Source organism: Muriicola jejuensis (assembly GCF_010671595.1).
Classification (GTDB): domain Bacteria; phylum Bacteroidota; class Bacteroidia; order Flavobacteriales; family Flavobacteriaceae; genus Muriicola; species Muriicola jejuensis.
On the sequence record NZ_JAABOP010000002.1, the window covers coordinates 491,792 to 515,234 of the forward strand.

At 48.3% G+C, this 23,443-nt stretch carries 28 protein-coding genes; 15 read left to right on the forward strand and 13 right to left on the reverse strand.

The genetic code is table 11. From position 1 onward, the window contains the following. Positions 1–7: 7 nt before the first annotated feature. From GWK09_RS10265 to GWK09_RS10285, 5 genes are all read right to left on the reverse strand, one after another. A complete protein-coding gene (locus tag GWK09_RS10265; protein WP_163693300.1) occupies positions 8–730 on the reverse strand; it encodes a head GIN domain-containing protein in 723 nt (240 codons plus the stop codon). A 128-nt stretch (positions 731–858) separates the two neighbouring features. Then, positions 859–2,592, reverse strand: a complete 1,734-nt coding sequence (locus GWK09_RS10270) for a PspC domain-containing protein (protein WP_163693301.1) — start codon at positions 2,590–2,592, stop codon at positions 859–861. Beyond that, a complete protein-coding gene (locus GWK09_RS10275) occupies positions 2,589–2,930 on the reverse strand; it encodes a PadR family transcriptional regulator (protein WP_163693302.1) in 342 nt (113 codons plus the stop codon). Before GWK09_RS10275 ends, GWK09_RS10270 begins: the two co-directional genes overlap by 4 nt. 135 nt (positions 2,931–3,065) lie before the next feature. Then, complete coding sequence (locus tag GWK09_RS10280) at positions 3,066–3,593, reverse strand: nuclear transport factor 2 family protein (RefSeq protein ID WP_163693303.1); 528 nt, start codon at positions 3,591–3,593, stop codon at positions 3,066–3,068. Continuing rightward, positions 3,593–4,072 (reverse strand): DUF4870 domain-containing protein, encoded by a 480-nt coding sequence (locus GWK09_RS10285; RefSeq protein WP_163693304.1) that lies wholly within the window; start codon positions 4,070–4,072, stop codon positions 3,593–3,595. The genes GWK09_RS10280 and GWK09_RS10285 overlap by 1 nt, the downstream gene beginning before the upstream one ends. Before the next feature lie 135 nt (positions 4,073–4,207). On the opposite strand from GWK09_RS10285, the gene GWK09_RS10290 reads away from it, so the two are divergent. The 5 genes from GWK09_RS10290 to nudK are packed head-to-tail and all read left to right on the forward strand — an operon-like array spanning position 4,208 to position 7,355. Further along, the gene (locus tag GWK09_RS10290; protein WP_163693305.1) at positions 4,208–4,660 is read left to right on the forward strand and encodes a DUF4442 domain-containing protein; all 453 of its coding nucleotides are present in this window, start codon (positions 4,208–4,210) and stop codon (positions 4,658–4,660) included. Between the two features lie 7 nt (positions 4,661–4,667). Further along, positions 4,668–5,186, forward strand: coding sequence for a hypothetical protein (locus GWK09_RS10295; RefSeq protein WP_163693306.1), 519 nt, complete (start codon positions 4,668–4,670; stop codon positions 5,184–5,186). 50 nt (positions 5,187–5,236) lie between these two features. Continuing rightward, a complete protein-coding gene (locus tag GWK09_RS10300) occupies positions 5,237–6,037 on the forward strand; it encodes a TIGR00266 family protein (RefSeq protein WP_163693307.1) in 801 nt (266 codons plus the stop codon). 35 nt (positions 6,038–6,072) lie between these two features. Beyond that, entirely contained in the window at positions 6,073–6,726 is a 654-nt protein-coding gene (locus GWK09_RS10305) for a DUF2461 domain-containing protein (RefSeq protein WP_163693308.1), read from the forward strand. 47 nt (positions 6,727–6,773) lie between these two features. Next, positions 6,774–7,355, forward strand: a complete 582-nt coding sequence (gene nudK, locus GWK09_RS10310; RefSeq protein WP_163693309.1) for a GDP-mannose pyrophosphatase NudK — start codon at positions 6,774–6,776, stop codon at positions 7,353–7,355. A gap of 7 nt (positions 7,356–7,362) precedes the next feature. On the opposite strand, the gene GWK09_RS10315 is transcribed toward nudK, so the two are convergent. Continuing rightward, positions 7,363–8,655 (reverse strand): D-alanyl-D-alanine carboxypeptidase, encoded by a 1,293-nt coding sequence (locus GWK09_RS10315; RefSeq protein WP_163693310.1) that lies wholly within the window; start codon positions 8,653–8,655, stop codon positions 7,363–7,365. Positions 8,656–8,783: 128 nt separating this feature from the next. On the opposite strand from GWK09_RS10315, the gene GWK09_RS10320 reads away from it, so the two are divergent. Further along, entirely contained in the window at positions 8,784–8,981 is a 198-nt protein-coding gene (locus tag GWK09_RS10320; protein ID WP_163693311.1) for a hypothetical protein, read from the forward strand. Between the two features lie 36 nt (positions 8,982–9,017). Here GWK09_RS10320 and GWK09_RS10325 read toward each other — a convergent pair whose 3' ends face one another. After that, positions 9,018–9,962, reverse strand: coding sequence for a LysR substrate-binding domain-containing protein (locus GWK09_RS10325; protein WP_163693312.1), 945 nt, complete (start codon positions 9,960–9,962; stop codon positions 9,018–9,020). 96 nt (positions 9,963–10,058) lie between these two features. On the opposite strand from GWK09_RS10325, the gene GWK09_RS10330 reads away from it, so the two are divergent. Then, positions 10,059–10,538 (forward strand): Dps family protein, encoded by a 480-nt coding sequence (locus GWK09_RS10330; protein WP_163693313.1) that lies wholly within the window; start codon positions 10,059–10,061, stop codon positions 10,536–10,538. A 38-nt stretch (positions 10,539–10,576) separates the two neighbouring features. On the opposite strand, the gene GWK09_RS10335 is transcribed toward GWK09_RS10330, so the two are convergent. Together GWK09_RS10335 and GWK09_RS10340 are read right to left on the reverse strand one after the other, a co-directional pair. Further along, positions 10,577–10,996, reverse strand: coding sequence for a DUF2141 domain-containing protein (locus tag GWK09_RS10335; RefSeq protein ID WP_163693314.1), 420 nt, complete (start codon positions 10,994–10,996; stop codon positions 10,577–10,579). Positions 10,997–11,096: 100 nt separating this feature from the next. Then, positions 11,097–12,389 (reverse strand): MFS transporter, encoded by a 1,293-nt coding sequence (locus GWK09_RS10340; RefSeq protein ID WP_163693446.1) that lies wholly within the window; start codon positions 12,387–12,389, stop codon positions 11,097–11,099. A gap of 446 nt (positions 12,390–12,835) precedes the next feature. Here GWK09_RS10340 and GWK09_RS10345 point away from each other — a divergent pair, with 446 nt between their 5' ends. Further along, positions 12,836–14,527: a PorP/SprF family type IX secretion system membrane protein gene (locus tag GWK09_RS10345; protein ID WP_262886025.1), complete on the forward strand. Its 1,692-nt coding sequence runs from the start codon at positions 12,836–12,838 to the stop codon at positions 14,525–14,527. 54 nt (positions 14,528–14,581) lie between these two features. Here the strand turns inward: GWK09_RS10345 and GWK09_RS10350 are convergent, their stop codons facing one another. From GWK09_RS10350 to GWK09_RS10360, 3 genes are all read right to left on the reverse strand, one after another. Beyond that, positions 14,582–14,959 (reverse strand): hypothetical protein, encoded by a 378-nt coding sequence (locus GWK09_RS10350; protein WP_163693316.1) that lies wholly within the window; start codon positions 14,957–14,959, stop codon positions 14,582–14,584. Between the two features lie 131 nt (positions 14,960–15,090). Next, entirely contained in the window at positions 15,091–15,858 is a 768-nt protein-coding gene (locus tag GWK09_RS10355; protein WP_163693317.1) for a type 2 periplasmic-binding domain-containing protein, read from the reverse strand. Positions 15,859–15,900: 42 nt separating this feature from the next. Beyond that, positions 15,901–16,413 carry an ester cyclase gene (locus GWK09_RS10360; protein ID WP_163693318.1) on the reverse strand — a complete coding sequence of 171 codons (513 nt, stop codon included), beginning with the start codon at positions 16,411–16,413 and terminating at the stop codon, positions 15,901–15,903. A 199-nt stretch (positions 16,414–16,612) separates the two neighbouring features. Here GWK09_RS10360 and GWK09_RS10365 point away from each other — a divergent pair, with 199 nt between their 5' ends. Beyond that, positions 16,613–18,571, forward strand: coding sequence for a sensor histidine kinase (locus GWK09_RS10365; RefSeq protein WP_163693319.1), 1,959 nt, complete (start codon positions 16,613–16,615; stop codon positions 18,569–18,571). 1 nt (position 18,572) lies between these two features. After that, positions 18,573–19,307: a LytR/AlgR family response regulator transcription factor gene (locus tag GWK09_RS10370; protein ID WP_163693320.1), complete on the forward strand. Its 735-nt coding sequence runs from the start codon at positions 18,573–18,575 to the stop codon at positions 19,305–19,307. A 30-nt stretch (positions 19,308–19,337) separates the two neighbouring features. Here GWK09_RS10370 and GWK09_RS10375 read toward each other — a convergent pair whose 3' ends face one another. Further along, positions 19,338–19,961, reverse strand: a complete 624-nt coding sequence (locus tag GWK09_RS10375; protein ID WP_163693321.1) for an FMN-binding negative transcriptional regulator — start codon at positions 19,959–19,961, stop codon at positions 19,338–19,340. Between the two features lie 238 nt (positions 19,962–20,199). Here GWK09_RS10375 and GWK09_RS10380 point away from each other — a divergent pair, with 238 nt between their 5' ends. The 5 genes from GWK09_RS10380 to GWK09_RS10400 all read left to right on the forward strand — a co-directional run bounded on the left by GWK09_RS10380 (position 20,200) and on the right by GWK09_RS10400 (position 23,441). After that, positions 20,200–21,522 carry a 2TM domain-containing protein gene (locus GWK09_RS10380; RefSeq protein ID WP_163693322.1) on the forward strand — a complete coding sequence of 441 codons (1,323 nt, stop codon included), beginning with the start codon at positions 20,200–20,202 and terminating at the stop codon, positions 21,520–21,522. A gap of 144 nt (positions 21,523–21,666) precedes the next feature. Continuing rightward, the gene (locus GWK09_RS10385; RefSeq protein WP_163693323.1) at positions 21,667–21,969 is read left to right on the forward strand and encodes a 2TM domain-containing protein; all 303 of its coding nucleotides are present in this window, start codon (positions 21,667–21,669) and stop codon (positions 21,967–21,969) included. 17 nt (positions 21,970–21,986) lie between these two features. Next, positions 21,987–22,310: a 2TM domain-containing protein gene (locus GWK09_RS10390; RefSeq protein WP_163693324.1), complete on the forward strand. Its 324-nt coding sequence runs from the start codon at positions 21,987–21,989 to the stop codon at positions 22,308–22,310. A 2-nt stretch (positions 22,311–22,312) separates the two neighbouring features. Beyond that, positions 22,313–22,654 (forward strand): 2TM domain-containing protein, encoded by a 342-nt coding sequence (locus tag GWK09_RS10395; RefSeq protein WP_163693325.1) that lies wholly within the window; start codon positions 22,313–22,315, stop codon positions 22,652–22,654. A gap of 28 nt (positions 22,655–22,682) precedes the next feature. Next, complete coding sequence (locus GWK09_RS10400; RefSeq protein WP_163693326.1) at positions 22,683–23,441, forward strand: LytR/AlgR family response regulator transcription factor; 759 nt, start codon at positions 22,683–22,685, stop codon at positions 23,439–23,441. The last annotated feature ends 2 nt before the right edge of the window (positions 23,442–23,443 follow it).

Genomic DNA, 23,443 nt, shown 5'->3' on the forward strand with positions numbered 1-23,443 from the left:
AAAAGGCTCAGTCCTTGTGGACGCTGCCCGAATAAGATTTGTTTTTCTCCACGGTGGGATCTCCGGTATAGGAGATGTCTGCCCCGCTACTGACGTCGGCGATAAGGGATTCGGAGACATTCACATCAATGTCTGCGCCGCTGCTGGCATCGGCATAGCAGACCCTTACGGCAAAATCCCTGGCCCTGATACCGGCGCCGCTGCTCGCATCAGCTCTCAGGAGTTGGGCCTCACCCTCCAGGCGAATATCCGCCCCACTGCTGGCGTCGGCCTCTACTTCATCCGCAACCACAGAAGCCTTGATATCGGCTCCGCTGCTGGCATCCAGTGCGATCCTGTTCCCCCTGATGACATTCCTGGTCTCCAGATCCGACCCACTGGAGGCATAAAGCCCGGTTACCTCGGGCATGGTCACATGGATCCTTTTGGTGGCCCTGCCGATGTTCTCATAGGTATGGATCTTGAGTTTACCGTTTTTGATATCTGTTCCGATGAGGTCTGCGATGTTCTCGTCGGCTTCCACTTCGATGGAATAGGCATCGCCCTGGGTAACAAAGACATCCAGACCTTCTGAGGCCGAGACCTCAGTAAATTCTTCGGAAACGGTACGAGTTTCCTTGGCTACGACTCCATTCCCCATTTTACCCTGGCCGAAATTCATATTGAAAGCACAGGAGGAGAAGAAAAGGGCCATTAAGATGGCAATTGCAATTCTGGCTAGTGTTGTCATGATGTTGTTTTTGTTCCGGAAATGAGTCCGGGGTGGTTATTGTTAAATGTCAGTTCAAATGTATCTTTCACTTGCTATTATTACCATTCGGTTTGACTCAGTTGTCGATAAAGCAGGATGAAATGCAGTTATCCATTGTCGTCATCTGCTTTGATCTCAACGCCGTTCTGATCGATCTTTAATTTAAAGGACTCCCGACCATCCTTTACATTGATGTCGATCCCGTCCTCATCGATAATGATGCGGCCTTCTTCGTCATCCCAGCGTAAGGTGGAGTTTATCTCTTCAGGGCAGTTCAGGCATTGGAGTTCACCATTGCTACCCATTACCCAGAAATAATCTACCAGGTCGCCCCTGTATATGTCCCTGTCATAGCGTGTGAGCCTGCCTATATACCTGCGCATCCCGGGTTCAAAACCGATCAGAGTCCCTGCAGGTATGGCAAGGGTCACGCGTACTTCCTGGTCCCTTACCTTGTTATCGATAGCCGTGGTCAGGAAGTTGTCAAGCGACAGGGTTCTGCCTTCCAGGGCATATGAATACCGGATATTGGAGGCTCGTTCCCTGGCATCGGCCATGGAATACCCGTCGGCATGCCGGCGTATCTTCAGCTGGACCAGGGAATCCGGGGACTTGGTGATGTCGAAACGGAAGTCGTCCGAAAAAAGGAGTTTTTCCCCATTCTCATCATAAGTCAGCGTCATATGGTTAAAGCCTATGTTCTCCTGGTTGTCAAAAAGCTCACTGCTCCTGGGCCGGATCATAAGCGTGTCAGGTTCCGCCGGCAAATACAGGACCTCACTTTCCGTCGTGCTTCCTGAATAGGCGTGGGCAGACGCCTCCTGAATACCCAGCACCACCAGTCCGATGATGGAGATCAGCCACAGTCCAAGGAGGGAGAATTTAACGATATTCCCAATAGACTTCAGGTTGTTGATCAGGATCTTGAGTCCCAGGTAAAGCAGGAAAAAGAAGGGGATACCCACCGCCAGGAAGGTGAGGAGGGATATCACCCAGACCGGGGTTTCCGTGGCCCCGAATATACTGTACAGGTCCATGCCCGGGATGTGAATGATGTCGAGGGTCCCCACGGTAAACAGGCCTACGAACAGCCCGATAAGGGTAGCAGCCCCAATGATGATCAGCAGGACACCGATAAATTTCCCGATGACCTTGAAAAAGAACATGATCAGGTTTCCGAGGGCGTCAAAAAAGGTACGTCCACTGCTCTTGACCTGGTTGCCGACCTTTTCGTAATCCACGCCTTTTACGCGTTCTGCAACTCCCTCGTATCCCTCTTTAATTTTTTTTTCGATGTTGCTGATGTTCACCGGCTCCCCTCTCATATCGAGTTTTTGAGAGGTGGTGACCGCCTCAGGGACCAGGATCCAAAGCAGGATGTAGGCGATAAAACCGAATCCGGTAGCCAGGGCAAAGAAGATAAAGATCAACCGGATCCACAGGCTGTCGATTCCGAGGTAATGCTCCAATCCGGCGCAAACCCCTCCTATGTATTTATTGTCCACATCCCTGTAGAGTTTTTTAGGGCGGGAAGTCTGTCGGGGCTCTGATCTGGGCGTATCCTCAAAGATATCCTCATCTACCCTGTAGTCTTCGGGCTGACCCATGACCTGTATCACGGCATCCACTTCCTTCATGGTGATCACCTGTCTTTCACTTTCCATCCTTTCCTGAAAAAGTTCTGCGATTCGCGCCTCTATATCTGCAATGATCTCATCGCTACCCGCTGTACCCGAAAAGGAACGCTTAATGGCCTCCAGGTAGCGCTTCAGCTTGTTAAAAGCCTCCTCATCTATGTGGAAAAGGACGTTGGCGAGGTTTATATTAACTGTCTTGTTCATTTTTTTACTTTTTTAGCGTTGGTTACCAAATTCACGGCGTTTCTGAGTTCATCCCAGGTAGAATCGAGTTCTTTGAGGAACATCTTACCGGTCTCTGTGAGTCCGTAGTACTTTCGGGGTGGCCCGGAAGTGGATTCCTCCCACCGGTAATTCAGTAGCCCTGCATTCTTAAGTCTGGTGAGCAGGGGATAAATGGTCCCTTCTACCACCAGCATTTTTGCGTCTTTCAGAGTGTCGAGGATCTCAGAGGTATACTTGTCCTCTTCCTGTAGAATAGAGAGGATGCAGTATTCCAGGACTCCCTTCCGCATTTGCGCTTTTGTGTTTTCTATGTTCATAATCTGTTTCTTCAGTTTGTGCGTACCGGTGATGAGTCGGTCTTTGAATTCAGCACGGGGTTAACGGTTCGTTTTTTTTGGATTCATGGGATGTTGATTGATGAATAAACTCGGGATTAAAATTTTAATAGGTTATTAATTCAGTGTATAGCTCTCAGCCGGTAAATGGTCATAACTCAGTTCTCTCCTGATCTTCCACTGCCCGTCTTCCAATACCCAAAGGTGTATGAACCTCGCGATGTCCCCTTTCTGGTACTGCTTGTTATTGTTGAGGAATTCAAACCGGTGCCTGCCTTCCTGTATCGCTCCGTAGAGTTTTCCGTCCCTGAAAAGCGGAAAGACTTTCAGGGAATCTTCCAGAAGGATCCTTTTGGAGGGCTGCACCCATGACTCTCCTTTATCGGCGCATTGTTCGTACATGGGTCTCAGGAAGGTCTCCCTTCCTTCGGTCAAACCAACTCTGTCATGGTAAAATTCAAAGTCTTTTGAGAAAAGGCTGGCCATGGTCTCAGGATCACAGGTGTCAAAAGCCGCGCGGAAAAGCACGCTGTCCTTTTGCCTGAGGATGTCGAACAGGTCAGTATTATTCGCTACCTGACCTCTGGTGGCAACCAGGTTCCCACCAGCCAGTACTATCAGAAATATGTATTTGAGAAATTTCATTATTTGATAAAGTTGATAGTGATGGGGTATTTAAATACCTGCCCCTCATGGGTCCTGAGGGTGGCCAGAATAGTATAGACCACGTTGAGCACGAAAAGCGCTACTGGGACCAGGCCGGCAAGCCCTAAGGGCCATAGTCTGTGGAAGGGAAAATCGTCCCAGTCCATAAAGAAGTTCACGCCCTCAAAAGGTTCGCGATAACCCCATTCGAAGATTCCATGGTGAAAGAGATCGGGGATCAGCCCAAAGAAAAAAGGAATGGACACCACACCAAAGATCGCCGCATACAGGAAGAGGCTGATCTGGAAATTCAGGGCCTGTTTCCCATTGTAATCGACAAAGGCATACTCCTTCCGGTTAGCCAGCCAGAGCACCAGGGGCAGGAGAATATTTCCTAAGGGGATAAAAAACCTGCTGAAGGTGGAGGCATGGATGACCGCGGACAAGGTTCTCTCGTGTTTGGTCAATGATTCTGTCATGGCATATTAGTTTCTAATGCAAATATATATCTTAAAAAAGGTATTATGCAAAACATAGTACTAAAAATTAACATAATATTAACAAAACTAAATTCAAGTAAATTGGGTATTTTTAGGCTCCAAAGTCTAAAGTTTATGGCGAGTCCCCGGAAATTCAACACCTTTCTTTTTTTTAAACTGCCATCGGCCTGGTGGGCAGGGGTGCGACTGCGTGAGATCGGTAACGAAAAAGCCGTTGTGACGGTTACTCACAGGTGGATCAACCAGAATCCCTTCAAATCCATGTTCTGGGCCGTACAGGGAATGGCCGCGGAACTCAGCACGGGTGCCCTGGTCATGGACAAGATCCGAAAGAGCGGAAAAAGAGTCTCCATGCTCGTGGCCAACAACAAGGCCACCTTCACCAAAAAAGCGACCGGAAAGATCACCTTTACCTGCAATGACGGGCTCCGAATTGCTCAGGCCCTGGAAAAAGCCATCGAAACCGGGGAAGGTCAGACCTGCTGGATGACTGCCTTCGGGGTCAATGAGGATGGAGTGGTGGTCTCCGTCTTCGACTTTGAATGGACGCTGAAAGTCAAATCTTAAAGAATATATGCTCAAGATGAAAAATGGAAATACAGACAAGGGAGACGCACTCTACAGGGAGGAGCAGCGCTTTACCCAGTGGTTTGTCTGGGCCCTACTTTTGGGTGTCCTTGCGATACCCACTTACGGAGTCTACAGGCAAATAATCCAGGAAAGACCCTTCGGGAGCAATCCCATGCCGGACACCGGGTTGTTGATTTTCTTTTTAATTACCGTAGGTGTTTGTGTCTTCTTCTGGTGGATCCGTTTAAGAACCAGCATTTCTAACGAGTATATACATATTCATTATGCCCCCCTGGTCAACAAAAAGATCTTTTGGAGGGATGTTACTCAGGCAGAGATCGTCACCTACAGCCCCTTGATCGGTTACGGCTTGAGGATCTGGACCCCTTACGGAACAGTGTATAACGTAAAAGGGAGAAAAGGACTTTTCATGATTCTCAAGAATGGTAAAAAGGTGATGATCGGCACCCAAAGACCTCGTGAAATAGAGGAAGTAGTCAGGAAAGTGATGAAGTCGGTGTAACACAGAAAGACAAATGCGCACTAACAATTAGAAATAAAATTGAAAATATCATGAACGCACACGAAATAGACTACCATATCTATGGTGAAGAAATGCAATACGTGGAGATCGAACTCGATCCCCAGGAGGCAGTCGTGGCCGAAGCCGGAAGCTTTATGATGATGGATACCGACCTGCAGATGGATACCATCTTCGGTGACGGGTCTAATCAGAATAAAGGAGTACTGGGCAGCCTGCTTTCGGCAGGGAAAAGGATCCTTACCGGGGAAGGCCTGTTTATGACCTCCTTCCTCAATGTCTCCCACGGCAAGCGCAGACTTAGTTTCGCCTCCCCTTATCCCGGAAAGATCGTCCCTATTGACCTTTCAGAGAAACAAGGAAAGTTCATCTGCCAGAAAGATGCCTTCCTCTGTGCGGCCAAAGGAGTCTCGGTAGGGATCGAATTCTCGAAAAGGCTTGGAAGAGGCCTTTTTGGTGGAGAAGGTTTTATCATGCAGAAGCTGGAAGGGGATGGGATGGCCTTTGTGCATGCCGGGGGTACCCTGGCTAAAAAGGTGCTGGCTCCCGGGGAGATCATCAAGGTCGATACGGGTTGTATCGTAGGCTTCAGCAAGGACGTGGATTACGATGTGGAATTTGTTGGTGGAATAAAGAACACCCTCTTCGGGGGCGAAGGCCTCTTTTTCGCTACCCTGAAAGGTCCCGGTACGGTCTATATTCAATCCCTGCCCTTCAGTCGGCTTGCCAAGCGAGTCTGGGCTGCGGCTCCCAAAGGAGGTGGAAAGGATAAGGGAGAGGGCAGTATCCTTGGCGGACTCGGAGATATCCTGGATGGGGACAACCGGTTTTGATCCCCAATCTTTCGCCTTAAATCCTTCGGATCTCTATGGACTTTAAAGGACTTCTCGACTTCCTCACCGAGCTGGATAAAAATAATTCCAAGGAGTGGATGGACAGGAACAGAAAAACCTACCACCACCTCCGTGATGCGTTTATCCAATGGCTGGACAGGCTCGATATAAGGCTGGCCCGACTGGATCCCGAGTACTATCCGACCCCGGGAAGGAGCGGGATCAACAGGATCAACAATAATCTGCTTTTTCATCCGGACAGGCCGGTATACAAGGATCACTTCGGGGCCGGACTCGACAAGGCGCCCGATACAGGGGATTTTTATATACAGATCGGGATCAGGGAGTCCCTGTTGGCCGGAGGCCTCTGGCGCCCGGGACCCAAAAAGCTAAAAAGTGTCCGTGAAGCCATCGACTACGATGGGGAGTCGCTTATGGCCATTTTAGGTAAACCTTCTTTCAAAAAAACCTTTGGAGATCTGTATGAGGACGAGAAGTTACAGACGACCCCGAAAGGATATTCCAGGGACCATCCCTATATTGAGCTCCTGAGGCACAAGACCTTTGCCGTTGTCCATGACCTGCCCCGGGAAGTCATCCTGTCTCCCGACTTCGAGGACTACATCGCGGAAGTCTATCTCGAAATGCTCCCCTTCAGGCGGTTTTTAAACAAAGCGATCTCGGTGTAGTAAGGAAAAAAACACGGGTAAACAGGCCGGCGAACAGATTTAGATATATGAAGAAAGGATCCATACGAAACATTAAAAAAGAGGTTTTGTCAGACCAATGGTATACGCTGAACAAGTATACCTATGAATATCAGAAAGAGGATGGCAGCTGGGAAACACAACGTCGCGAAGCCTATGATCGCGGTAACGGGGCGGCCATTCTGCTCTACGAACCCGAAAGAAAAACGGTGATACTAACCAGGCAGTTCCGCATGCCCACCTACGTCAACCAGAATACGGACGGCATGATGATAGAGGTATGTGCAGGATTGTTGGATGATCAGGACCCGGAAGGTTGCATCATCAAAGAGGTGGAGGAAGAGACCGGGTTTAAGATCGATAAGGTGCAAAAGGTGTTCGAGGCCTATATGTCTCCCGGGTCAGTGACCGAGATCCTCCATTTCTTTGTAGCTCCTTACCACCAAAGCATGAAAATACATGAAGGGGGCGGAGCGGAAGATGAAACCGAAAATATCGAGGTATTGGAAATCCCCTTTGAAGAGGCCATGGCAATGATTCGCTCGGGTGAGATACGGGATGCCAAAACCATCATGCTGCTGCAGTATGCCAGGCTGAACGGATTGCTCTGAGTCGTCTTCAGTACGAATCCCTGATCTCTTCCAGGATGTCCTGCATGCGGGTCTTGATCCTGGAAGTAGGTTCCAGGTAATGGTTGTTCATAAAACTGAAGATGAGCAGCCTGCCCGAGGCACAGATCAGGTATCCGCTCAGGCAGTACGTATTTCCAAGTGTTCCGCTTTTGGCATAGATATAGGATTCAGGGTCGCCGGGGAACCACTCCTGGAGGGTCCCGTTCCGTCCGCCGGAAGGAAAGATCCCGAAAACCCACTCTTTCCCTTTTTCCTCCAGCAGTTTTTCAAGGACATAGACCGTGGAAGAGGGGGTGAACAGATTGTAGCGAGACAATCCCGAGCCGTCTACCCACCTGGGTTTATACCGTATACCAGACAGGTAGGTCTCGAGCACAAAATCGCGAGAAAGGCTAGGGGAGAGCGAATCTGAAAGGGCGGAAGCAGAGACCATCAACAGCTGTTCGGCTATGAAATTGTCACTTTCCTGCATCAAACGCCTGTATAAACTATCGGCAGGGGTAGCCCCCATAAAGACTTTCTTTTCACCGGCAGGAAAGGAATCCCCCAGGTGAATTTCCTTTTCCAAAGCCCTTCCCAGCAGCCGGAGGGAAAGCCGATCAGAAGTGATAAACGGGACCTCCAGAGTATCCCGCCTGTCTGGATCGAAGTAAAAGTAATTTCGACCCTCGTCCCTGTTGCGGTCATGTTTAGAAACTAGAATGCTGTCCCTGAAAAGGAAAGGTTCGGAGATCAGACCTCCCTCAATCGATATGCGTACCACGTTCCCGTACAGGGGGAAGGAAGAGCGTTCAGGTGAAAAGGAAGAATCGAAGTCTTCCCACGCCCAGCCCGGCCCAAACCGGCCTTCCGCGAAATACGCCGGAACGTAGACCAGATGCTCAAATCCTTTCAGGAGGTGCACAACACTGCTGTCCCTGAAATAAGGGTGAAAGGGAGAAGGGTTACCCGTACCACTGAAGAACAAAGTATCTCCCGAAGAAATGTATTTCAGGGCGGGAACAGAATCCCCCAGGATCTTCAGGGATGTGAAAAGGGTAAAGATTTTGGTATTGCTGGCCGGGGTGAAATACTTGTCCCCGTTTACCATCAGCAGGGTATCTGCCTTTGCAGGGTCATAAACCATGAGTCCGGTAAAATGTTCCCCGAACCTGTTCATTTCCAGGACACGGGTCACCTTTTTCTCGAATCCCCGCTTTTTAAGGGAAGAACACCCGGTTGTAATGATTGCTGTCAGCAGGATCAGAAGGATCCTGCTGCAATGCCTAAATCCATTCATTGAACGGTATTATATGTAGTTCGTCGATTATTTAGTGAAATTATCCATAATATGAACAGCCCCATGCAATATCGCCTGCCATTTTTTGTTAATTTCGATAATACAATCTAACTATAAATACGCAACATATGGCTAGAACTATGTTGGAGTATTACAAGATGGTGCTCCAAAAAGTGAGTTTCGACGCGGTATTATTCAGCAAGGAACTCAAAAAAGCAATTTCGAAGCTATTGCCTTATGAAATTGAAGACCTTAGACACTGGTTGCTGAATTTTGTCACTGACAAGCCAGAGCTTCAGGAAAGTTTAATTTATATAAAAGCATAAACAAGCTGCCTTCGGGCAGCTTTTTTTTTAATCCCTTTAAGTTCCATTTTTTGAAACGGGACTGATGATCTTGACATCCTGGAACCTGATGGCACCTCGTACTACCGATGCGATCACTTCCCTGAGGGCGTTGGTGATATGCAATTTGAGTTCCTTTTTGTGATAGATCAGGCTGATCTCCCTTGCCGGCGGGGGTTCCTCGAAGTATTTGAGATTTGATTTTTTTCGTTCATCCAGGTCCACCGCGTTCAAATAGGGCAGCAGCGTCATGCCGAGACCTTCATTGGCCAGGTTGACCAGGGTCTCAAAGCTACCGCTTTGCAGATGGAAATGATCTTCAAAGTTCTGGGAGGCCTTACACAGGTTCACCACCCCTTCCCGAAAACAATGCCCGTCTTCCAAAAGGAGTATGTCGTGTATGTCAAGGTCTTCCGGACTCAGTTTCTCTTCCTTCCTCAGCCTGTGGCTGGGGGGCACATAGCCAACAAAAGGCTCGTAATACAAAGGTCTTTCCGTAATGAATTCGATATCCAGAGGAGTGGCTGCGATCCCGGCATCCAGATGTCCGTCCTGCAGGTTCCTGATCAGGCTGTCCGTATTTTGTTCCCGTATCACCAGGTTTACCTTGGGGTACTTGTTGATAAAGGTTTTCAAAAACATGGGCAGGAGTGTGGGCATGACCGTGGGAATGATCCCAAGGGTGAATTCTCCCCCTATAAACCCCTTCTCCTGGTCTACAATGTCCTTGATCCGCTTGGCCTCATTGACGATGTTCTTGGCCTGGGCAACGATCTTTTTCCCGGCATCGGTGATGGAGATAGGCTTCTTGCTCCGGTCGAAGATCCTTACATCGAGTTCATCCTCCAGCTTCTGTACCTGCATGCTGAGGGTGGGCTGGGTGACAAAACTTTTCTCAGCAGCTACCGTGAAATTCTGGTACTCGGCAACTGCCAGCACATACTGTAATTGAGTGATCGTCATCTGATACTATTAGGTAATAAATTTATAAAAACTATCGATAAAACTTATATCAAAAAGGGATCATAATTTAATAATTTTATAGAAAATTAGAGAACGATGAGAGTAAACAGCATTGGCCTGGACGCCGGGCAATCGAAGCAATTAGGGGAGCAATTGAATATTTTGCTCGCAAATTTTCAGGTGTACTACATGAACCTCCGTGGAATCCACTGGAATATAAAGGGGAAAAGGTTCTTCGACCTGCATGCGAAGTTCGAGGAATTGTATGACGATGCCAATCTGAAGGTAGATATGGTGGCCGAGCGCGTACTTACCCTGGGCGAGGTACCTCTGCACACCTTTGAAGACTACATAAAGGTTTCCAAGGTGCCCCAGGGAAAGAATATTTCTCAGGATGAAAAAGCCATCCGCCTTATTGTCGATTCCCTGAAGGAACTGCTCAGGATCGAAAGGGAGATCCTGCACGCTTCGGATGAGGCGAAGGACGAAGGGACCAACTCCATGATGAGTGATTTTATCACCCAGCAGGAAAAGACCGTTTGGATGATGAAAGCCTGGTTGGCGGAAGAGATATAAATAAAGCCCTCAGCGGAGGGCTTTATTAACGTCAGATTTTAAAGCTTGATGGTCATTTCCAAGTGTTCTTCTCCTACCTCAAATTTAGCCTGATAGAAACTGGGAGGCCCCATGGGCAACCCTTTTCCTGACATGCCGTATTTTTCTACAGGCATGCCCTGTTGGTCAAAGTCCATTTGGTAGTTCCCGTTCAGGTCGTGCATGACCAGGAGGGCATAAGTTCCGGGTTCCACGCCCTGGAAGTCGAGGGTGAGGCTGCCCTTCTTTCCTTCCACAGAGACAGACCCAACACCATCTCCCTGCATGAAGGTCTCGGCAGTGTGCAGTACAGCGAGGATCTGCCCCCCGTCGGTTTCTATATTCTCTACGGTGACTGCGATATCATAGCCGGTTGATTCCTGAGACCGGACAAAGGTTACAAAAAGAAAAAGGACGAATACTAATAGAATACTTTTCATTGCTACTGGTTTTGAAGTTAGATTACGTCAAAGGTGAGCAATGACCGCGTTGGGATTAAAAAATAAGGACCGACTTGTCAGATATCCCTTCTGAATTGTCCTAAGGCGTGTCCTTTTGAGCAAAGCTAACGGCCACATCCCGATCTTCTACGATGAGGCACAGCAGTCCGGCGATGATCAAACTGACACCTCCGATGATGAGTGCATAAATGGAGACGTTACCGAAAAAGGTTTTAAGCATAAAACCCAGAATCCCCGCTGCAACGATCTGGGGAATGACGATAAAGAAATTGAACACCCCCATATAATACCCCATTTTGTTAGCAGGTAAAATGCTGGAGAGCATGGCATAGGGCATGGAGAGGATGCTGGCCCAGGCGATGCCCACCCCGACCATGGAGACCAGCAGGAGGTTTGGGTCTGAGATAAAATAAATCGAAAGCAGACCCACACCCCCGCATACCAGGGCCAGGAGGTGCGTCACTCGCCTGCTGAGTCTTTTCGCGACCACGGGCAGCAGAAAGGCTACCAGGGCCGCAATCCCATTGTAGATCGCAAAACAGATCCCAACCCAGTCGGCCCCCTCATTGTACAGGGCTGAGGTCGTATCCGACGTATCGTAAATATGACTGGTCACGGCTGAAGTGGTATAGATCCACATAGCGAAAAGGGCGAACCAGGAAAAGAACTGCACAAAGGCAAGTTGCACCATGGTTTTAGGCATCTTGAAGATACCGAGAAAGGATTCGGCCAGGCCTCCAAAGATCCCTTTGCTTGCATTTTCGGCCTTGAGTGCTTCCAGGTCGTCCGGAGGGTATTCCTCTGTTTTGAACACGGTCCACATCACCGCAGAGAAATAGGCAATTCCTCCCAGATAAAAGGACCATTTCACGGAATCGGGGATACCGCCGTCCGGGGCGATATTACTGATCCCAAACCAGTTCGTGAAGACCCAGGGCAGGGCGGAAGCGATGATGGCTCCTACACCTATAAAAAAGCTCTGCATCGCAAAGCCGCTCGTCCGTTGTTCGTCTGGAAGCATATCCCCGACAAACGCCCGAAAGGGTTCCATACTGATATTGATGGAGGCGTCCATCAGCCAGAGCATGATCACTGCCATCCACAGGGCGGTGGAATTAGGCATCAAAAAGAGAGCAATCGTGGCCAGGATCGCGCCAATAGCGAAAAAAGGCCTTCTCCGGCCCCACTTCCTGTGCCAGGTCCGGTCACTGTAATAACCGATGATCGGTTGTACGAGCAGGCCGGTAACCGGGGCTGCCAGCCACAGAATAGGCAATTCGTCCTTGGATGCGCCAAGGGTTTCGAAGATTCGGCTCACATTGGCATTCTGAAGAGCGAAGCCAAATTGTATGCCCAGGAAGCCGAAACTCATGTTCCAGATCTGCCAGAATGAGAGACGGGGTTTTACCGAGCTGATAGAGATTTTTTCCACGATGATGTAAAGTGCGTTTTGATGTCCTCGATAAATGTAGTCTTTTTATGCAAACTAATAATACACTACAGAACTGATTGTTAATCAAGCACCTATGAAAAATTCACAGGGGTAAAAGAAGAATCGATGTGGGCAAAACCTCGATAAATAACCTCTTTCTTTAACATTTGACCTCCGTTCGTCGAAAACTAAGGACAGGTATTGCATTTTGCCGAAAAAAATTGGCGGATAATCGAGGTTTGTTCAACTTAGGATCACCAAATCTTGCGAAAACAATAACCTATGTACTAAAAAATACTCCTTCTTAATTTTAGTTTTTATTCTTGGCTAAAGGTGTCCCCACCTTGTAAAAGGAGCTTTGGTTTAGTGCAGATAATACTTGTGCCATGTTCTGCAATATTCTATCTATTTTCAAGGATTCTGTTCGAGTTGTCCATTTTAGGTTTTGGGCATTGATTATGTTGAGTCTTTCATTTTCGGGACACCTTTTTAGCCAGGAAGAATCCCCTTACGTATCCTATAACGTACCCTTTCAAAATTTGCTGAAATTCAATCGATTCCTCATCAACCCCACCTTTTCTACGGTAAGGGAGGACAAATCGTATATCAACTTCTTCCACCGCAGCCAATCGGCCTACTTCCAGGACAATTACCAGAATTACTTCCTGAGTTACAGCGGTCGGATCAATGACCGAACCGGACTCGGGATCAGTGTCTACAATCAGCAGGAAGGCCTGGTATCCAATATTGGCTTGCTAACCAATTACGCCTATGGGGTACGCCTCGCACCCAAAAGTGTGCTCACCTTCGGGTTTAATATCCCGTATTACCGCAGCAGTTTTGATCAGAACAGGGCGGTCACCAATGAGGCAGACCCCACACTGGCGGCCCTCAGTGAAAATTCGATTGTCGCATTTCAACCCGGGATCAATGTGTCTTTCGGGAGTTTTGACGTTGGGGTCTTCGCAGAGGACCTTTTCGATTTTAATCTGAAGACGGGGGAACCCCTTACCCAGTTTGCAGAGAAATCCTTTTCCGGTCACATTCAATATACCCGCAATTTTGAATATGCATACGGGATCTTCGAGAAAGGCAGGCTCATGCCCATTGCGAGGGTACGGAAGATCGGCGATGAGGATCTGGTCTTCGGAGGGGGCATCATTCTCGATCTGCCTCGTCTCGGATGGCTTCAGGCCGGATATGACAGTTATTATGGCGGATCTGCAGGTGCTGGTTTTAATGTCAGCAAAAGACTTTCCCTGGGTTATAACTTTGAAAAGGGATTTTCCCAGGATATCCAGAATTTTGGAGTAACACACGAGATATCCGTGGCTTATAATTTTATACCTAATCTCACAGAGGATATGGTACAGCAGGATACGCAAGAGATCCAGGATTCGGATTACCTCGATGTAAAACGAAGGATCAAGAAAAATAAGAATCCTCTCTATCTGGAGATCGATAAACTGCGGAAACTCAACAGGGCTAACTATGCCGTGATCAATGAGCTGATCTACAAGGTAGATTCCCTCGAGAACCATATCAATTCGGAGATGGAACGCAGGTTCGAACTGGCAGTTCGCAACACAAGGCGGGAACTGGAGGAGATGAAAAATGCGATGGGGTATGAAAAACCGGCCATGCTCGCTTCAACAGACCAAAAAGCGCCCGTCAGGCTGAATGAGGAGATCAAGATGCAGATGGAAAAGAATATAGATTCATTGAGGAGACTTAGCCAGATGTCCCTGGCCCCTGAGCGGGAAGCACGAGAAACCATTATCTTAGGGGATCTCATAGGCATACCTGAGGGTCACTATGTCATTGCTAATGTCTTTGAGACCAGGGAATATCTGGAGAAGTTCCTCGCCGAACTCAAAAGCAAGGGTATCAAAGCAGGATACTTTAAAAATCCTTTGAACGGACTGAACTATGTATACCTTGCCCGATATGAAAATGATGAAGCGGATCTGGAAGCTGTGAAATCTGATTTCAGGGCCAAGTACGGCAACGAGCTTTGGATCATGAGTGTACAGAAAGCTTCGAACTCGAGAATGGCCACCCTCAATTTTGATGACTAACCACCTCGGGATGGGTAGACTAGATCAAGTAGATCTTAACCGGACTAAAAGGGATCAGCTTTCCTGCTGATCCCTTTTTCCTACCACCTCTATGATCCAGTAGATGAGTTGGCCCAGGCCATTTGCAAAGATGAACAGCAGGATCCATACCAGGAGAAGGTTGTTTTGTTTCAGGTTGGGATTATAGGCCGCATGAACGATGTAATAGATCAGGCTTCCAAAGGAGATCAAGACGGCGATCAGTACAAAGAACACTATGATTCCAAGATTCCCCAGGATCCAGTTTTCCGGAAAGTTTCCAGGTCCGTGTTCCAGATGGTTTATCCTGCTGATCAGCATAAAGAGAAAGACAAAGTATCCGATAAGGCCCAGAACGAGCATTGCTATGGGGCCAATGGCAAAAAAAGCCTGCCAGAATTTGTTGCGTAACATGGGTCAGGAATTAGAGGTTATCCTTAAAATTACTTCTTTTTAAGGAGTTGAACAAAGGAGAAAGACCCGGATCATTCCGGGCCTTTCTTTGAGATTGGTCAGCCAGTGAATTGGATAAGCGCTGCTTCCTTCTAATTGGAAGGCGTATAAGCCATATCGGGCCTCATCATTCCGGAATACTCTTCGTATCTCAGTAGATTGTTGAAGAGATCCCACATGACCTTTCCGCCATCTTCCCCGAATAATTCCTGATTCGCCTTGGACATTTGAGCGTGATCCACGGCATCCTTGGCCGCTACGGCCACCATCAGGAATTCTCCCCTGGTACCGAAACCGCTGCGATATACCCTGTAATATACTTTAGAGCCTTTGCTCGAGAACAGGTCTTTTACGGCTTTCATCTTTTCCCGGACCATGGCACGGTTACCAGGCGTTACGAAGAGGTAATGGAACATCCTGTAATCCTGTCCTTCCGGGGTCTGGTTAATGCCACTGGGCTGGTAAGACAGGTCAGTATCCAGATTGATGATGTAGTCGTGTTCCACATCATAGCATTTGTCCATTCTCGCGAAGAGGGCTGTCATGGCCTCTTGTCCCATTTTTTCGGCCAGGGCCGCAAACACGGGTTTGTCCAGGTCCGCCATATTGGCGATAGGACTCACGTAGAGGTAACGGTTGTCTGAAGTGTTAGTGGTGATCCATTGGGCATCCTTGATGTTGTGGGTTTTCATATGGCCGATCAGTTCTTTGCACACGGCTTCGTATTCCGCCACCATCGCTGGTTTTACTACATCCTCATGTACCCAGAAGGACTGGTTGCCTGAAGCCTGAGCCAGGAGTGAACAGGGCAGGAGGGCGAGCAGGGCAATTGCTAATAAAGTGCTGAGTTTTGTTTTCATGTTTGTCTGAATTAAAGGTTATCGATTGGTTTAAATGCATTGCTATTCCAGTTTTGGGGGTATCAGGCTGAATCCCAGTTGCTGTAGCAGATAGAGTTCATTGTAATAGGTGTCTTCACGGTCTATTTTGTTATCGCCATTCAGAAGAAAAATCGAAACCCCGCTTACCCTGGCCTTCTTTCCCGTGGGAACGTATTCACCGAATTCCCCTGCATTGGTGCCTTCAAAGGTCCACTCGGCAACTACCTTATCACCCGACTCCATCCACCGGTCTACGGTCACTGTGAGATCCGGGAAGGCCCTTCGATAATTCTGGATATAGGCTTCGAGTTCCACAGATCCCTTTACGACCTGTATCCCATTGAGATTTCTTACGTATTCATCCGAAAGAAGTTCCCTGAGTACGGGTATATCGCTGGAATTCCAGCCCGAATCCACATACTTCAGCACCAGCTCCTGTCCTGGAGACCGTCCCGAAAAAGAGCTCTTTTTGGGCGACTCGCAGGCAAGTTGCAAAGTCAGGATCAACATCAGCTGAAGGGTAACACGTTTCATAAGTCTGGTATTTCCGATTCATCCCCCGCTACGGTTACAGTATTTAAATAAAAGCTATCATATTGACAAAGTGCTGAATTTCAGGACGAACACGTTAAAAAAGTGTCCGAAGCCACCTCTTTATTTATCCCACAGGGCCGAAGCATATTTTTTGTACCTTAGGGAGCCTCATTTCCCTAACGGCGAGTTATGAATTGAAATGAGAACAAGACCTTTCTCCCTGTTGATTTGCTGCCTCCTCCTTGGGAGTGCCCACAGGCTCATGTCCCAGATTATCGACTTTGGCGAAGAAAATTCTTACAAACAGGTCTTTAAGCAAACAGATAATTTCGGCCCTTCCTACCTCGACACCCTGGAAGTTGCCTATGCTAAAGCTCCTTCGGATTCCCTCAGACTGACTATCCTGAATGACCTCTCCTATTACTGGCATACGAGGGATCTTATAAAGGCGTACCAATTCACTCAAATAGGTCTAGGGGAGGCCCGGGCCCTGGATCTTCCCCAATGGGAAGGGCGGTTTCAAATTACACAGGGGGCCATCTTGCTCAGGGATGAAAAGCTAGATAGCGCCAGGATTGTTCTCGGGTTAGCCATGAAGCGGGTCCGTAAGGAAGAACTACCTATGCTTTATGCCCAGCTGGGCTACGTCGCGGAACGCGAAGGCGATCTTGCCAGAGCGGCAGAATATGCCATGAGGTCTCTGAAACTTGGGAGGCAACTCAGGGACGTCCACGCCCAGGCCCTTGCATATAGCGATCTGAGCAACCTGTTCTGGAAACAGAAAAAATACGACAAGGGTCTTGAACAGGGCCTTCTGGCCCTGAACTTATTTGAAAGTAGAGGCCTGAACGACCTGGATTATGATTTTACACTCTACGTAGTCGGCAACAATTACCTGGCCCTTGGAGAGACCTCCCAGGCATTGAAGTATTACAGCCACGCCATTGCCATTGGGGAACGATACGGATTTTATAACAACCTGAGCGATATCTATATTTCCATGGCCGATCTCTACGCACAGACCAACCAGCTTGCTCAGGGGGAAGCGGCCGCCCTGCATGCGATCGAATACAGCGAGCTCCTCCACAACAATTTCATGCTCATGCGCTCCTGGCTCTCCCTGGGAAAATTACAGAGGCTACAGGGCAAGTATCAATCGGCCATCTCCAGTCTGCAGAAGAGCATTGAAATTGCCACTGCCGATTTCGGGGATGCTTTCTTTTTAAGCGATGCCTATCAGAACCTGGGGAAGGCCTACGCAGGCAACCACAATTATCGGGATGCGTATGGAGCCTTTGAAAAATACGACGAACTCCAGAAAGAAGTTTTTACTACCGAGGCGGCAGAGCGCATGTCCCTGATCGAGACCGAATTTGAAGTTGCAGATAAAGAAAATACGATTCAACTTCAGGGAATTCAGATCAGGAAGCAGCGCATAGTTCAGACCCTTGGGATCGTTGTGATCATTTTGTTGTTCCTTTACCTCATCCTGATCTTTAAATCGGCGAGAAACAACCGCCGTAATAATGAAAGATTGAGAATACAGAACGAGGAAAAGGAATTTCTCCTCAAGGAGATCCACCACAGGGTAAAGAACAATCTGGAGATCGTTTCCAGCCTCCTCGCCCTCCAATCCGAACAGATCCTCGATCCCAAGCTAAGGAGTGCCATGGTCAAAAGTCAGCAACGCGTCCACAGCATGAGTATGATCCATCAGAGGCTGTACCAGGGGAAAAGCCTTTCCCACATAGAAATGAAGGACTATTTCCAGAACCTGGGAAACCACGTGATACATTCGTATGGCCTGGAGGAGCGTGTGAAGCTGGAATGCAGGATGGATCCTGTAAGGGTAGACATCGATCACGCTATCCCTATTGGGCTTATCGTCAATGAATTGCTGTCTAACGCCCTTAAATACGCCTTCCCCGGGGAGCGCAAAGGTCGTATTCAGGTAGCCCTCACACAAAAAGGAGGGGTACTCCATCTGGAGGTCTCAGACGATGGGGTGGGTAAAGTCATTTCCGATGATGCCCTGGGTACGGGATTCGGCACCCAACTGATCGCTCTGCTAACCGCTCAACTAGACGGGGAAATGCAATTAGTGGTAGACAAGGGAACCTCCGTTTCCTTTGAATTTCAACTTTCAAAAGCGGCCTGACATGGAACAAAAGACAAGAGTGCTCATCGTGGAGGACGACATGATCATTGCCTCCAACATCTCCCTCCAGCTTACCAAGATCGGGTACGAGGTGACCGGGATCGAAACCAGGGGAGAGGAAGCGGTCATACATTCCCGCCTTAACAAGCCCGATGTTATCCTCATGGACATCAACCTGAAAGGTCGACTGGACGGGATAGAAACCGTTAGAAAGATCAAGGCAGTATCAGAAATCCCCGTTATCTATATTACTGCCAATAACGATGAAGCCACTTTTGAAGAGGCCAAGAAGACCCAGCCCTTTGCCTTTGTCGACAAACCGATAACCATGCGCGAACTCACCAGGTCTCTGGCCCTCGCTGCTGAACAATTAAAAAAACGGGAAGACACTGAAGAGGATGAGGAAGAATATGTGGCACTGCTCAACGACCGGATTTTTATCCGGCATCAGGGCCAAATGGTGAAATTGATGCTGAAAGATATCCTGTACGTCGAGGCAGATCGGAACTACTGTAACCTGATCACCGAAAAAAAGAACTACGTCTTGGCAACCACCCTGAAGGATATGCAATTAAAACTCCCCGATACCTTGTTCGTTCGGGTGCATCGCTCTTTTGTGGTCAATATCTCTAAGCTCGATGTGCTGGGAGAAGGCCATGTGGAGATCAAAAGGAAGGTGATCCCCCTGAGCAGGTCTTACCGGGATGAGCTTCTCAAACACTTGCAGACCATATGATTTTGGGATAAGAAACGAAGAAAGTCCTTGTCAGTCTTTGTTTCCGGAAGCCCTTTTTTTCATCATCCCGGAAATTTCCCTGCTGCCGTGGTCCTCTTTGGAAGACAGTTCGGAAATGATCCTGGGGTGGTCTGCCTCCCGGCCCTGAGAGAGCTTGTAGGCCGCCTGAATCTCCTCGATGTATATTCTAAAGCCAACGACCCCTCTCACCTGCCGAAGCGTGGCTTCAGACATCCGGTCCAGGGAGACGGGATTCTCTTCCGATTCCTCAAAGTGATCTACCAGACCGCCGAGCCAGGCCAGGACCTCCGCTTCCCCCATGATCTTCAGGGTGCCGTATACGTGTACTGCAATGTAATTCCAGGTAGGCACCTCCTCCTCCCTGTACCAGGATGAAGATACATAAGTGTGGGGACCTTGGAAGATGCAGAGTACGCGGGGGTTCTTTTCAAAGGCATGCCATTGTGGGTTCGCCCTGGCGATATGTCCGATCAGTACGTCCCTGCCCTCACTGTCTGTGGTCAGCTCTAGCGGTGTATGCGTGGCCCACGGATTGCCGTCCAGGTGGTTTACCAGGATGGCAAAGGGGTGGGAGGTAATGAATGCTCTTACCTCGGATAGGTTTTCGTTCTTGTAGTGGGAAGGGATATACATGGGCCTTTTTTTGACGATAGCCCCGCAAAATACATCAAATTTGCCATAGGTGTTCCTGCGACTGGGTCGGGAAATCTTACAATTCGGTCGCAAACTTTTCGATCAGAACCCACTTAAGGCCATTTTTGCCTGAAAGAAACAGAGACTGATATCCGGAACGCTGCAAGCCTGATGACAGAACATCGATATGGTTTTGCTACCTTTATTCTAGGTTCCGGCAGTTGAACAAAAACAAGGCATGAAAGAATTTAGTATAGTGATGAAGGTTTCCCTCCTGCTCACGGTGGTGATCGTCCTTCTCAACCTGATCGTCAATTTCGGGGAACCCGTTCTTTTTATGGAAGTCCTTGAAAAGACGGGGATATCATTCATTTATTGCTTTGTCCTGACCTGGGTGGGTTCCTCTTTTCACAATTATGCCAGCCGTATATACAGTTGGGAGGCACAACCGGTAAAAAGACTCTGGTTCGGGGCCATAGGTTCTGTCATCCTGACGGTACTGGCCTTTGGTCTGGTTCGCTGGTTCGTGGAAGTGATCATATACGGGGCCGACTTCAATACCTTTCTCAAAAATGAGAGGATCGTGAATTACATCATCGCCCTGGTGATCACTTTGGTCGTTTCCCTCTTTATCCATGCATTTTATTTCTGGAAAGCGCTGCAGGACAGCAAGATCAAGGAGCAGAAGATCATTGCCGGGACGGCCTCGGCCAAGTTCGATGCCCTTAAAAACCAACTCGACCCCCATTTCCTCTTCAACAGCCTGAATGTACTGACAAGCCTGATCGAGGAGGACCCGGACCAGGCCCAGCGATTCACCACGGCCCTGTCCAAGGTATACCGATATGTGCTGGAACAAAAGAACAAGGACCTGGTTCCCGTGGATGAGGAACTCGATTTTGCCCGGACCTATATTAAACTCCTGACCATGAGGTTTGAGGACGGGATCCAATTTGAGATCCCGGAGAACGTGTCGAATCCCGAGGCCAGGATCGTCCCCCTATCCCTCCAGCTCTTACTCGAGAATGCAGTAAAACACAATGTGGTCACTTCGGGCAAACCTCTGGTGATCCGTGTATACGAGAAGGACGGGAATTTGGTGGTACAAAACAACCTGCAGGAAAAACCCGTGATCAAACGCAGCAGCGGGGTGGGATTACTCAACATACAGCAGCGGTACTCCATTTTATCGAACCGAAAAGTCCGCATTCACAAAACGGCATCAGAGTTCAGCGTAGAGCTGCCGATGCTTACCAAACAAATAGGCAGTATGGAATCACAAAGGGCCATTATTGAGGACAAACGTTACAAAAAGGCCAAGGAACAGGTAGAGGCCATCAAGGGATTTTACGGCAATTTATTTGCGTATTGTTTAGTGATCCCGTTTCTGGCGTGGCTGAATTATCGCTCCACCGATTTCCCCTGGGTATTATTCCCGGCTTTGGGTTGGGGACTGGGGGTGATCACCCACGGACTGGAAGCCTTTGGGTACAACCCCCTGTGGGGTAAGCGATGGGAAGAGCGGAAGATCCGTGAATTCATGGAACAAGATGATCTTTAGATCCCCGTGAAGGAGTTGCGGCAGACTTCTTCTGGGGTATGATCGACGATTCATCAGCGGAAACAGGCAATTGGGTAAACTATTCTTTTAAAAAGAATTTGAAAAAAGGAATTTTGAAGTACTGATAATCACAAAACACTGATCATGGAAGACTATAACAAAGAAAGCAAGTATTTAAGGGCCAAGGAGCGGGTAGACCGGCTCAAGAAGTTTTACACCAACCTCGCCTCCTATATCGTGGTGATCTCGGTCCTGGCACTGATCAACTACCTCACCAATGGATGGAGGTATATGTGGTTCCTCTGGGCGGCCTTTGGCTGGGGGATAGGAATCCTTTTCCACGCCATCGGGACCTTTGATCTCAACCCCTTCTTTGGCCGGTCCTGGGAAGAGAGGAAGATCAAGGAGTTTATGCGTGAGGACGATGAGATCAAACGCTGGGAATAGAAATTGAATGATAGACCATGGAATACAAGGGAACAGAAAACGAAAAATACGAAAGAGCTAAAAAAAGGGTAGAAGAGCTCAAGGGATTCTATATCCATTTAACTGTGTATGTGGTAATAAATTCCTTTATTCTCCTGAACATGCTCGTCAGGTCGTGGAACGGCACAGAGCCCTTCTGGCAGTTCAGCACTTTTTTTACTCCATTTTTCTGGGGGATCGGCCTGGCGTTCCACGCCTTCAAGGCATTTGATTACAACCCTGTCTTGGGCAAGAAATGGGAAGAAAGACAGATCAGGAAGTTGATCGAAAAAGACAAGAGAGACGCGTCAAAATACAAATAGTCATGGAAAATACGGGACTTACCGCCTATAAAAAGGCGCAGGAAAGGGTCAGGAGGATAAAGGGATTCTACAAACACCTCACCGCCTACCTGATCGTGAATACCATCATAGTGATCGAGGGATTAAGGGGTATCGGAATCCTTGAAATGAAGATGAATGATTTGGATCCTGCCTTTTTGGAATGGTTGTTCTGGAATGTGCTGGCGGTACCTGTACTGTGGGGAATAGGATTATTATTCCACGGTCTGAGGGTATTTGGCCCCCAGATGAAATTCGTAAAAGAATGGGAGGAAAACCAGATCCGCAGATGGATGGAGAAGGAGGAAGGGCCCCGATGGCAATAGACGAACACGAACAGCATAACACAGAGAAATGGAAGTGATCATCATTGAGGACGAAAAACCCGCTGCCAGAAGGCTGGAAAGAATGCTGGAAAAACTCGGGATCCAATCGGGGCAAACCCTGCATTCCGTAGAGGAATCCCTGAAATGGTTCCAGCAAAATCCCCATCCCGACCTCATTTTTCTGGATATACAGCTTTCGGACGGTCTGTCCTTCGAGATCTTTGATCTCCTGGAGATCCGCAGTTCCATCATTTTCACGACCGCCTTCGACGAATATGCCCTTCAGGCCTTCAAACTGAACAGCATCGATTACCTGCTCAAACCCATTGATGAGGATGAACTGAAAAAAGCAGTCGATAAATTCAGGTCCCGGACCTCAGGCCTCGCCCCGAAAATGGCCATTGATTTTGAGGACATCAAAAAGATGCTGATCAATCCGATCGAGAGGGAATACAAAATGCGATTTACGGTAAGGGTAGGGCAGCACCTCAAGATCATCCATGCAGATGATGTGGAATGTTTCTACAGCGAGAACAAGGGTACCTATGCCGCGATCACGGAAGGCAGGTCTTACCTTCTGGATACCACCCTGGAGCAGCTCGAAACCGAAATCCCACCAAAGCTGTTTTTTCGGGTTAGCAGGAAATATATCGTAAACGTCAACCACATAAAAGATATCATTTCCTATACCAATTCGAGGCTTCAGATCAAGCTGAAAAAGAATGGGACAGAGGAGATCATCGTGAGCAGAGAGCGCGTAAGGGATTTTAAGTTATGGTTGGAATGAAG

Excerpts from the sequence above, each read along its gene's own strand:
- GWK09_RS10265 (WP_163693300.1), bottom strand. The coding sequence starts at position 730 with ATGACAACACTAGCCAGAATTGCAATTGCCATCTTAATGGCCCTTTTC.
- GWK09_RS10270 (WP_163693301.1), bottom strand. The coding sequence starts at position 2,592 with ATGAACAAGACAGTTAATATAAACCTCGCCAACGTCCTTTTCCACATA.
- GWK09_RS10275 (WP_163693302.1), bottom strand. The coding sequence starts at position 2,930 with ATGAACATAGAAAACACAAAAGCGCAAATGCGGAAGGGAGTCCTGGAA.
- GWK09_RS10280 (WP_163693303.1), bottom strand. The coding sequence starts at position 3,593 with ATGAAATTTCTCAAATACATATTTCTGATAGTACTGGCTGGTGGGAAC.
- GWK09_RS10285 (WP_163693304.1), bottom strand. The coding sequence starts at position 4,072 with ATGACAGAATCATTGACCAAACACGAGAGAACCTTGTCCGCGGTCATC.
- GWK09_RS10290 (WP_163693305.1), top strand. The coding sequence starts at position 4,208 with ATGGCGAGTCCCCGGAAATTCAACACCTTTCTTTTTTTTAAACTGCCA.
- GWK09_RS10295 (WP_163693306.1), top strand. The coding sequence starts at position 4,668 with ATGCTCAAGATGAAAAATGGAAATACAGACAAGGGAGACGCACTCTAC.
- GWK09_RS10300 (WP_163693307.1), top strand. The coding sequence starts at position 5,237 with ATGAACGCACACGAAATAGACTACCATATCTATGGTGAAGAAATGCAA.
- GWK09_RS10305 (WP_163693308.1), top strand. The coding sequence starts at position 6,073 with ATGGACTTTAAAGGACTTCTCGACTTCCTCACCGAGCTGGATAAAAAT.
- nudK (WP_163693309.1), top strand. The coding sequence starts at position 6,774 with ATGAAGAAAGGATCCATACGAAACATTAAAAAAGAGGTTTTGTCAGAC.
- GWK09_RS10315 (WP_163693310.1), bottom strand. The coding sequence starts at position 8,655 with ATGAATGGATTTAGGCATTGCAGCAGGATCCTTCTGATCCTGCTGACA.
- GWK09_RS10320 (WP_163693311.1), top strand. The coding sequence starts at position 8,784 with ATGGCTAGAACTATGTTGGAGTATTACAAGATGGTGCTCCAAAAAGTG.
- GWK09_RS10325 (WP_163693312.1), bottom strand. The coding sequence starts at position 9,962 with ATGACGATCACTCAATTACAGTATGTGCTGGCAGTTGCCGAGTACCAG.
- GWK09_RS10330 (WP_163693313.1), top strand. The coding sequence starts at position 10,059 with ATGAGAGTAAACAGCATTGGCCTGGACGCCGGGCAATCGAAGCAATTA.
- GWK09_RS10335 (WP_163693314.1), bottom strand. The coding sequence starts at position 10,996 with ATGAAAAGTATTCTATTAGTATTCGTCCTTTTTCTTTTTGTAACCTTT.
- GWK09_RS10340 (WP_163693446.1), bottom strand. The coding sequence starts at position 12,389 with ATGAGTTTCGGCTTCCTGGGCATACAATTTGGCTTCGCTCTTCAGAAT.
- GWK09_RS10345 (WP_262886025.1), top strand. The coding sequence starts at position 12,836 with ATGTTCTGCAATATTCTATCTATTTTCAAGGATTCTGTTCGAGTTGTC.
- GWK09_RS10350 (WP_163693316.1), bottom strand. The coding sequence starts at position 14,959 with ATGTTACGCAACAAATTCTGGCAGGCTTTTTTTGCCATTGGCCCCATA.
- GWK09_RS10355 (WP_163693317.1), bottom strand. The coding sequence starts at position 15,858 with ATGAAAACAAAACTCAGCACTTTATTAGCAATTGCCCTGCTCGCCCTC.
- GWK09_RS10360 (WP_163693318.1), bottom strand. The coding sequence starts at position 16,413 with ATGAAACGTGTTACCCTTCAGCTGATGTTGATCCTGACTTTGCAACTT.
- GWK09_RS10365 (WP_163693319.1), top strand. The coding sequence starts at position 16,613 with ATGAGAACAAGACCTTTCTCCCTGTTGATTTGCTGCCTCCTCCTTGGG.
- GWK09_RS10370 (WP_163693320.1), top strand. The coding sequence starts at position 18,573 with ATGGAACAAAAGACAAGAGTGCTCATCGTGGAGGACGACATGATCATT.
- GWK09_RS10375 (WP_163693321.1), bottom strand. The coding sequence starts at position 19,961 with ATGTATATCCCTTCCCACTACAAGAACGAAAACCTATCCGAGGTAAGA.
- GWK09_RS10380 (WP_163693322.1), top strand. The coding sequence starts at position 20,200 with ATGAAAGAATTTAGTATAGTGATGAAGGTTTCCCTCCTGCTCACGGTG.
- GWK09_RS10385 (WP_163693323.1), top strand. The coding sequence starts at position 21,667 with ATGGAAGACTATAACAAAGAAAGCAAGTATTTAAGGGCCAAGGAGCGG.
- GWK09_RS10390 (WP_163693324.1), top strand. The coding sequence starts at position 21,987 with ATGGAATACAAGGGAACAGAAAACGAAAAATACGAAAGAGCTAAAAAA.
- GWK09_RS10395 (WP_163693325.1), top strand. The coding sequence starts at position 22,313 with ATGGAAAATACGGGACTTACCGCCTATAAAAAGGCGCAGGAAAGGGTC.
- GWK09_RS10400 (WP_163693326.1), top strand. The coding sequence starts at position 22,683 with ATGGAAGTGATCATCATTGAGGACGAAAAACCCGCTGCCAGAAGGCTG.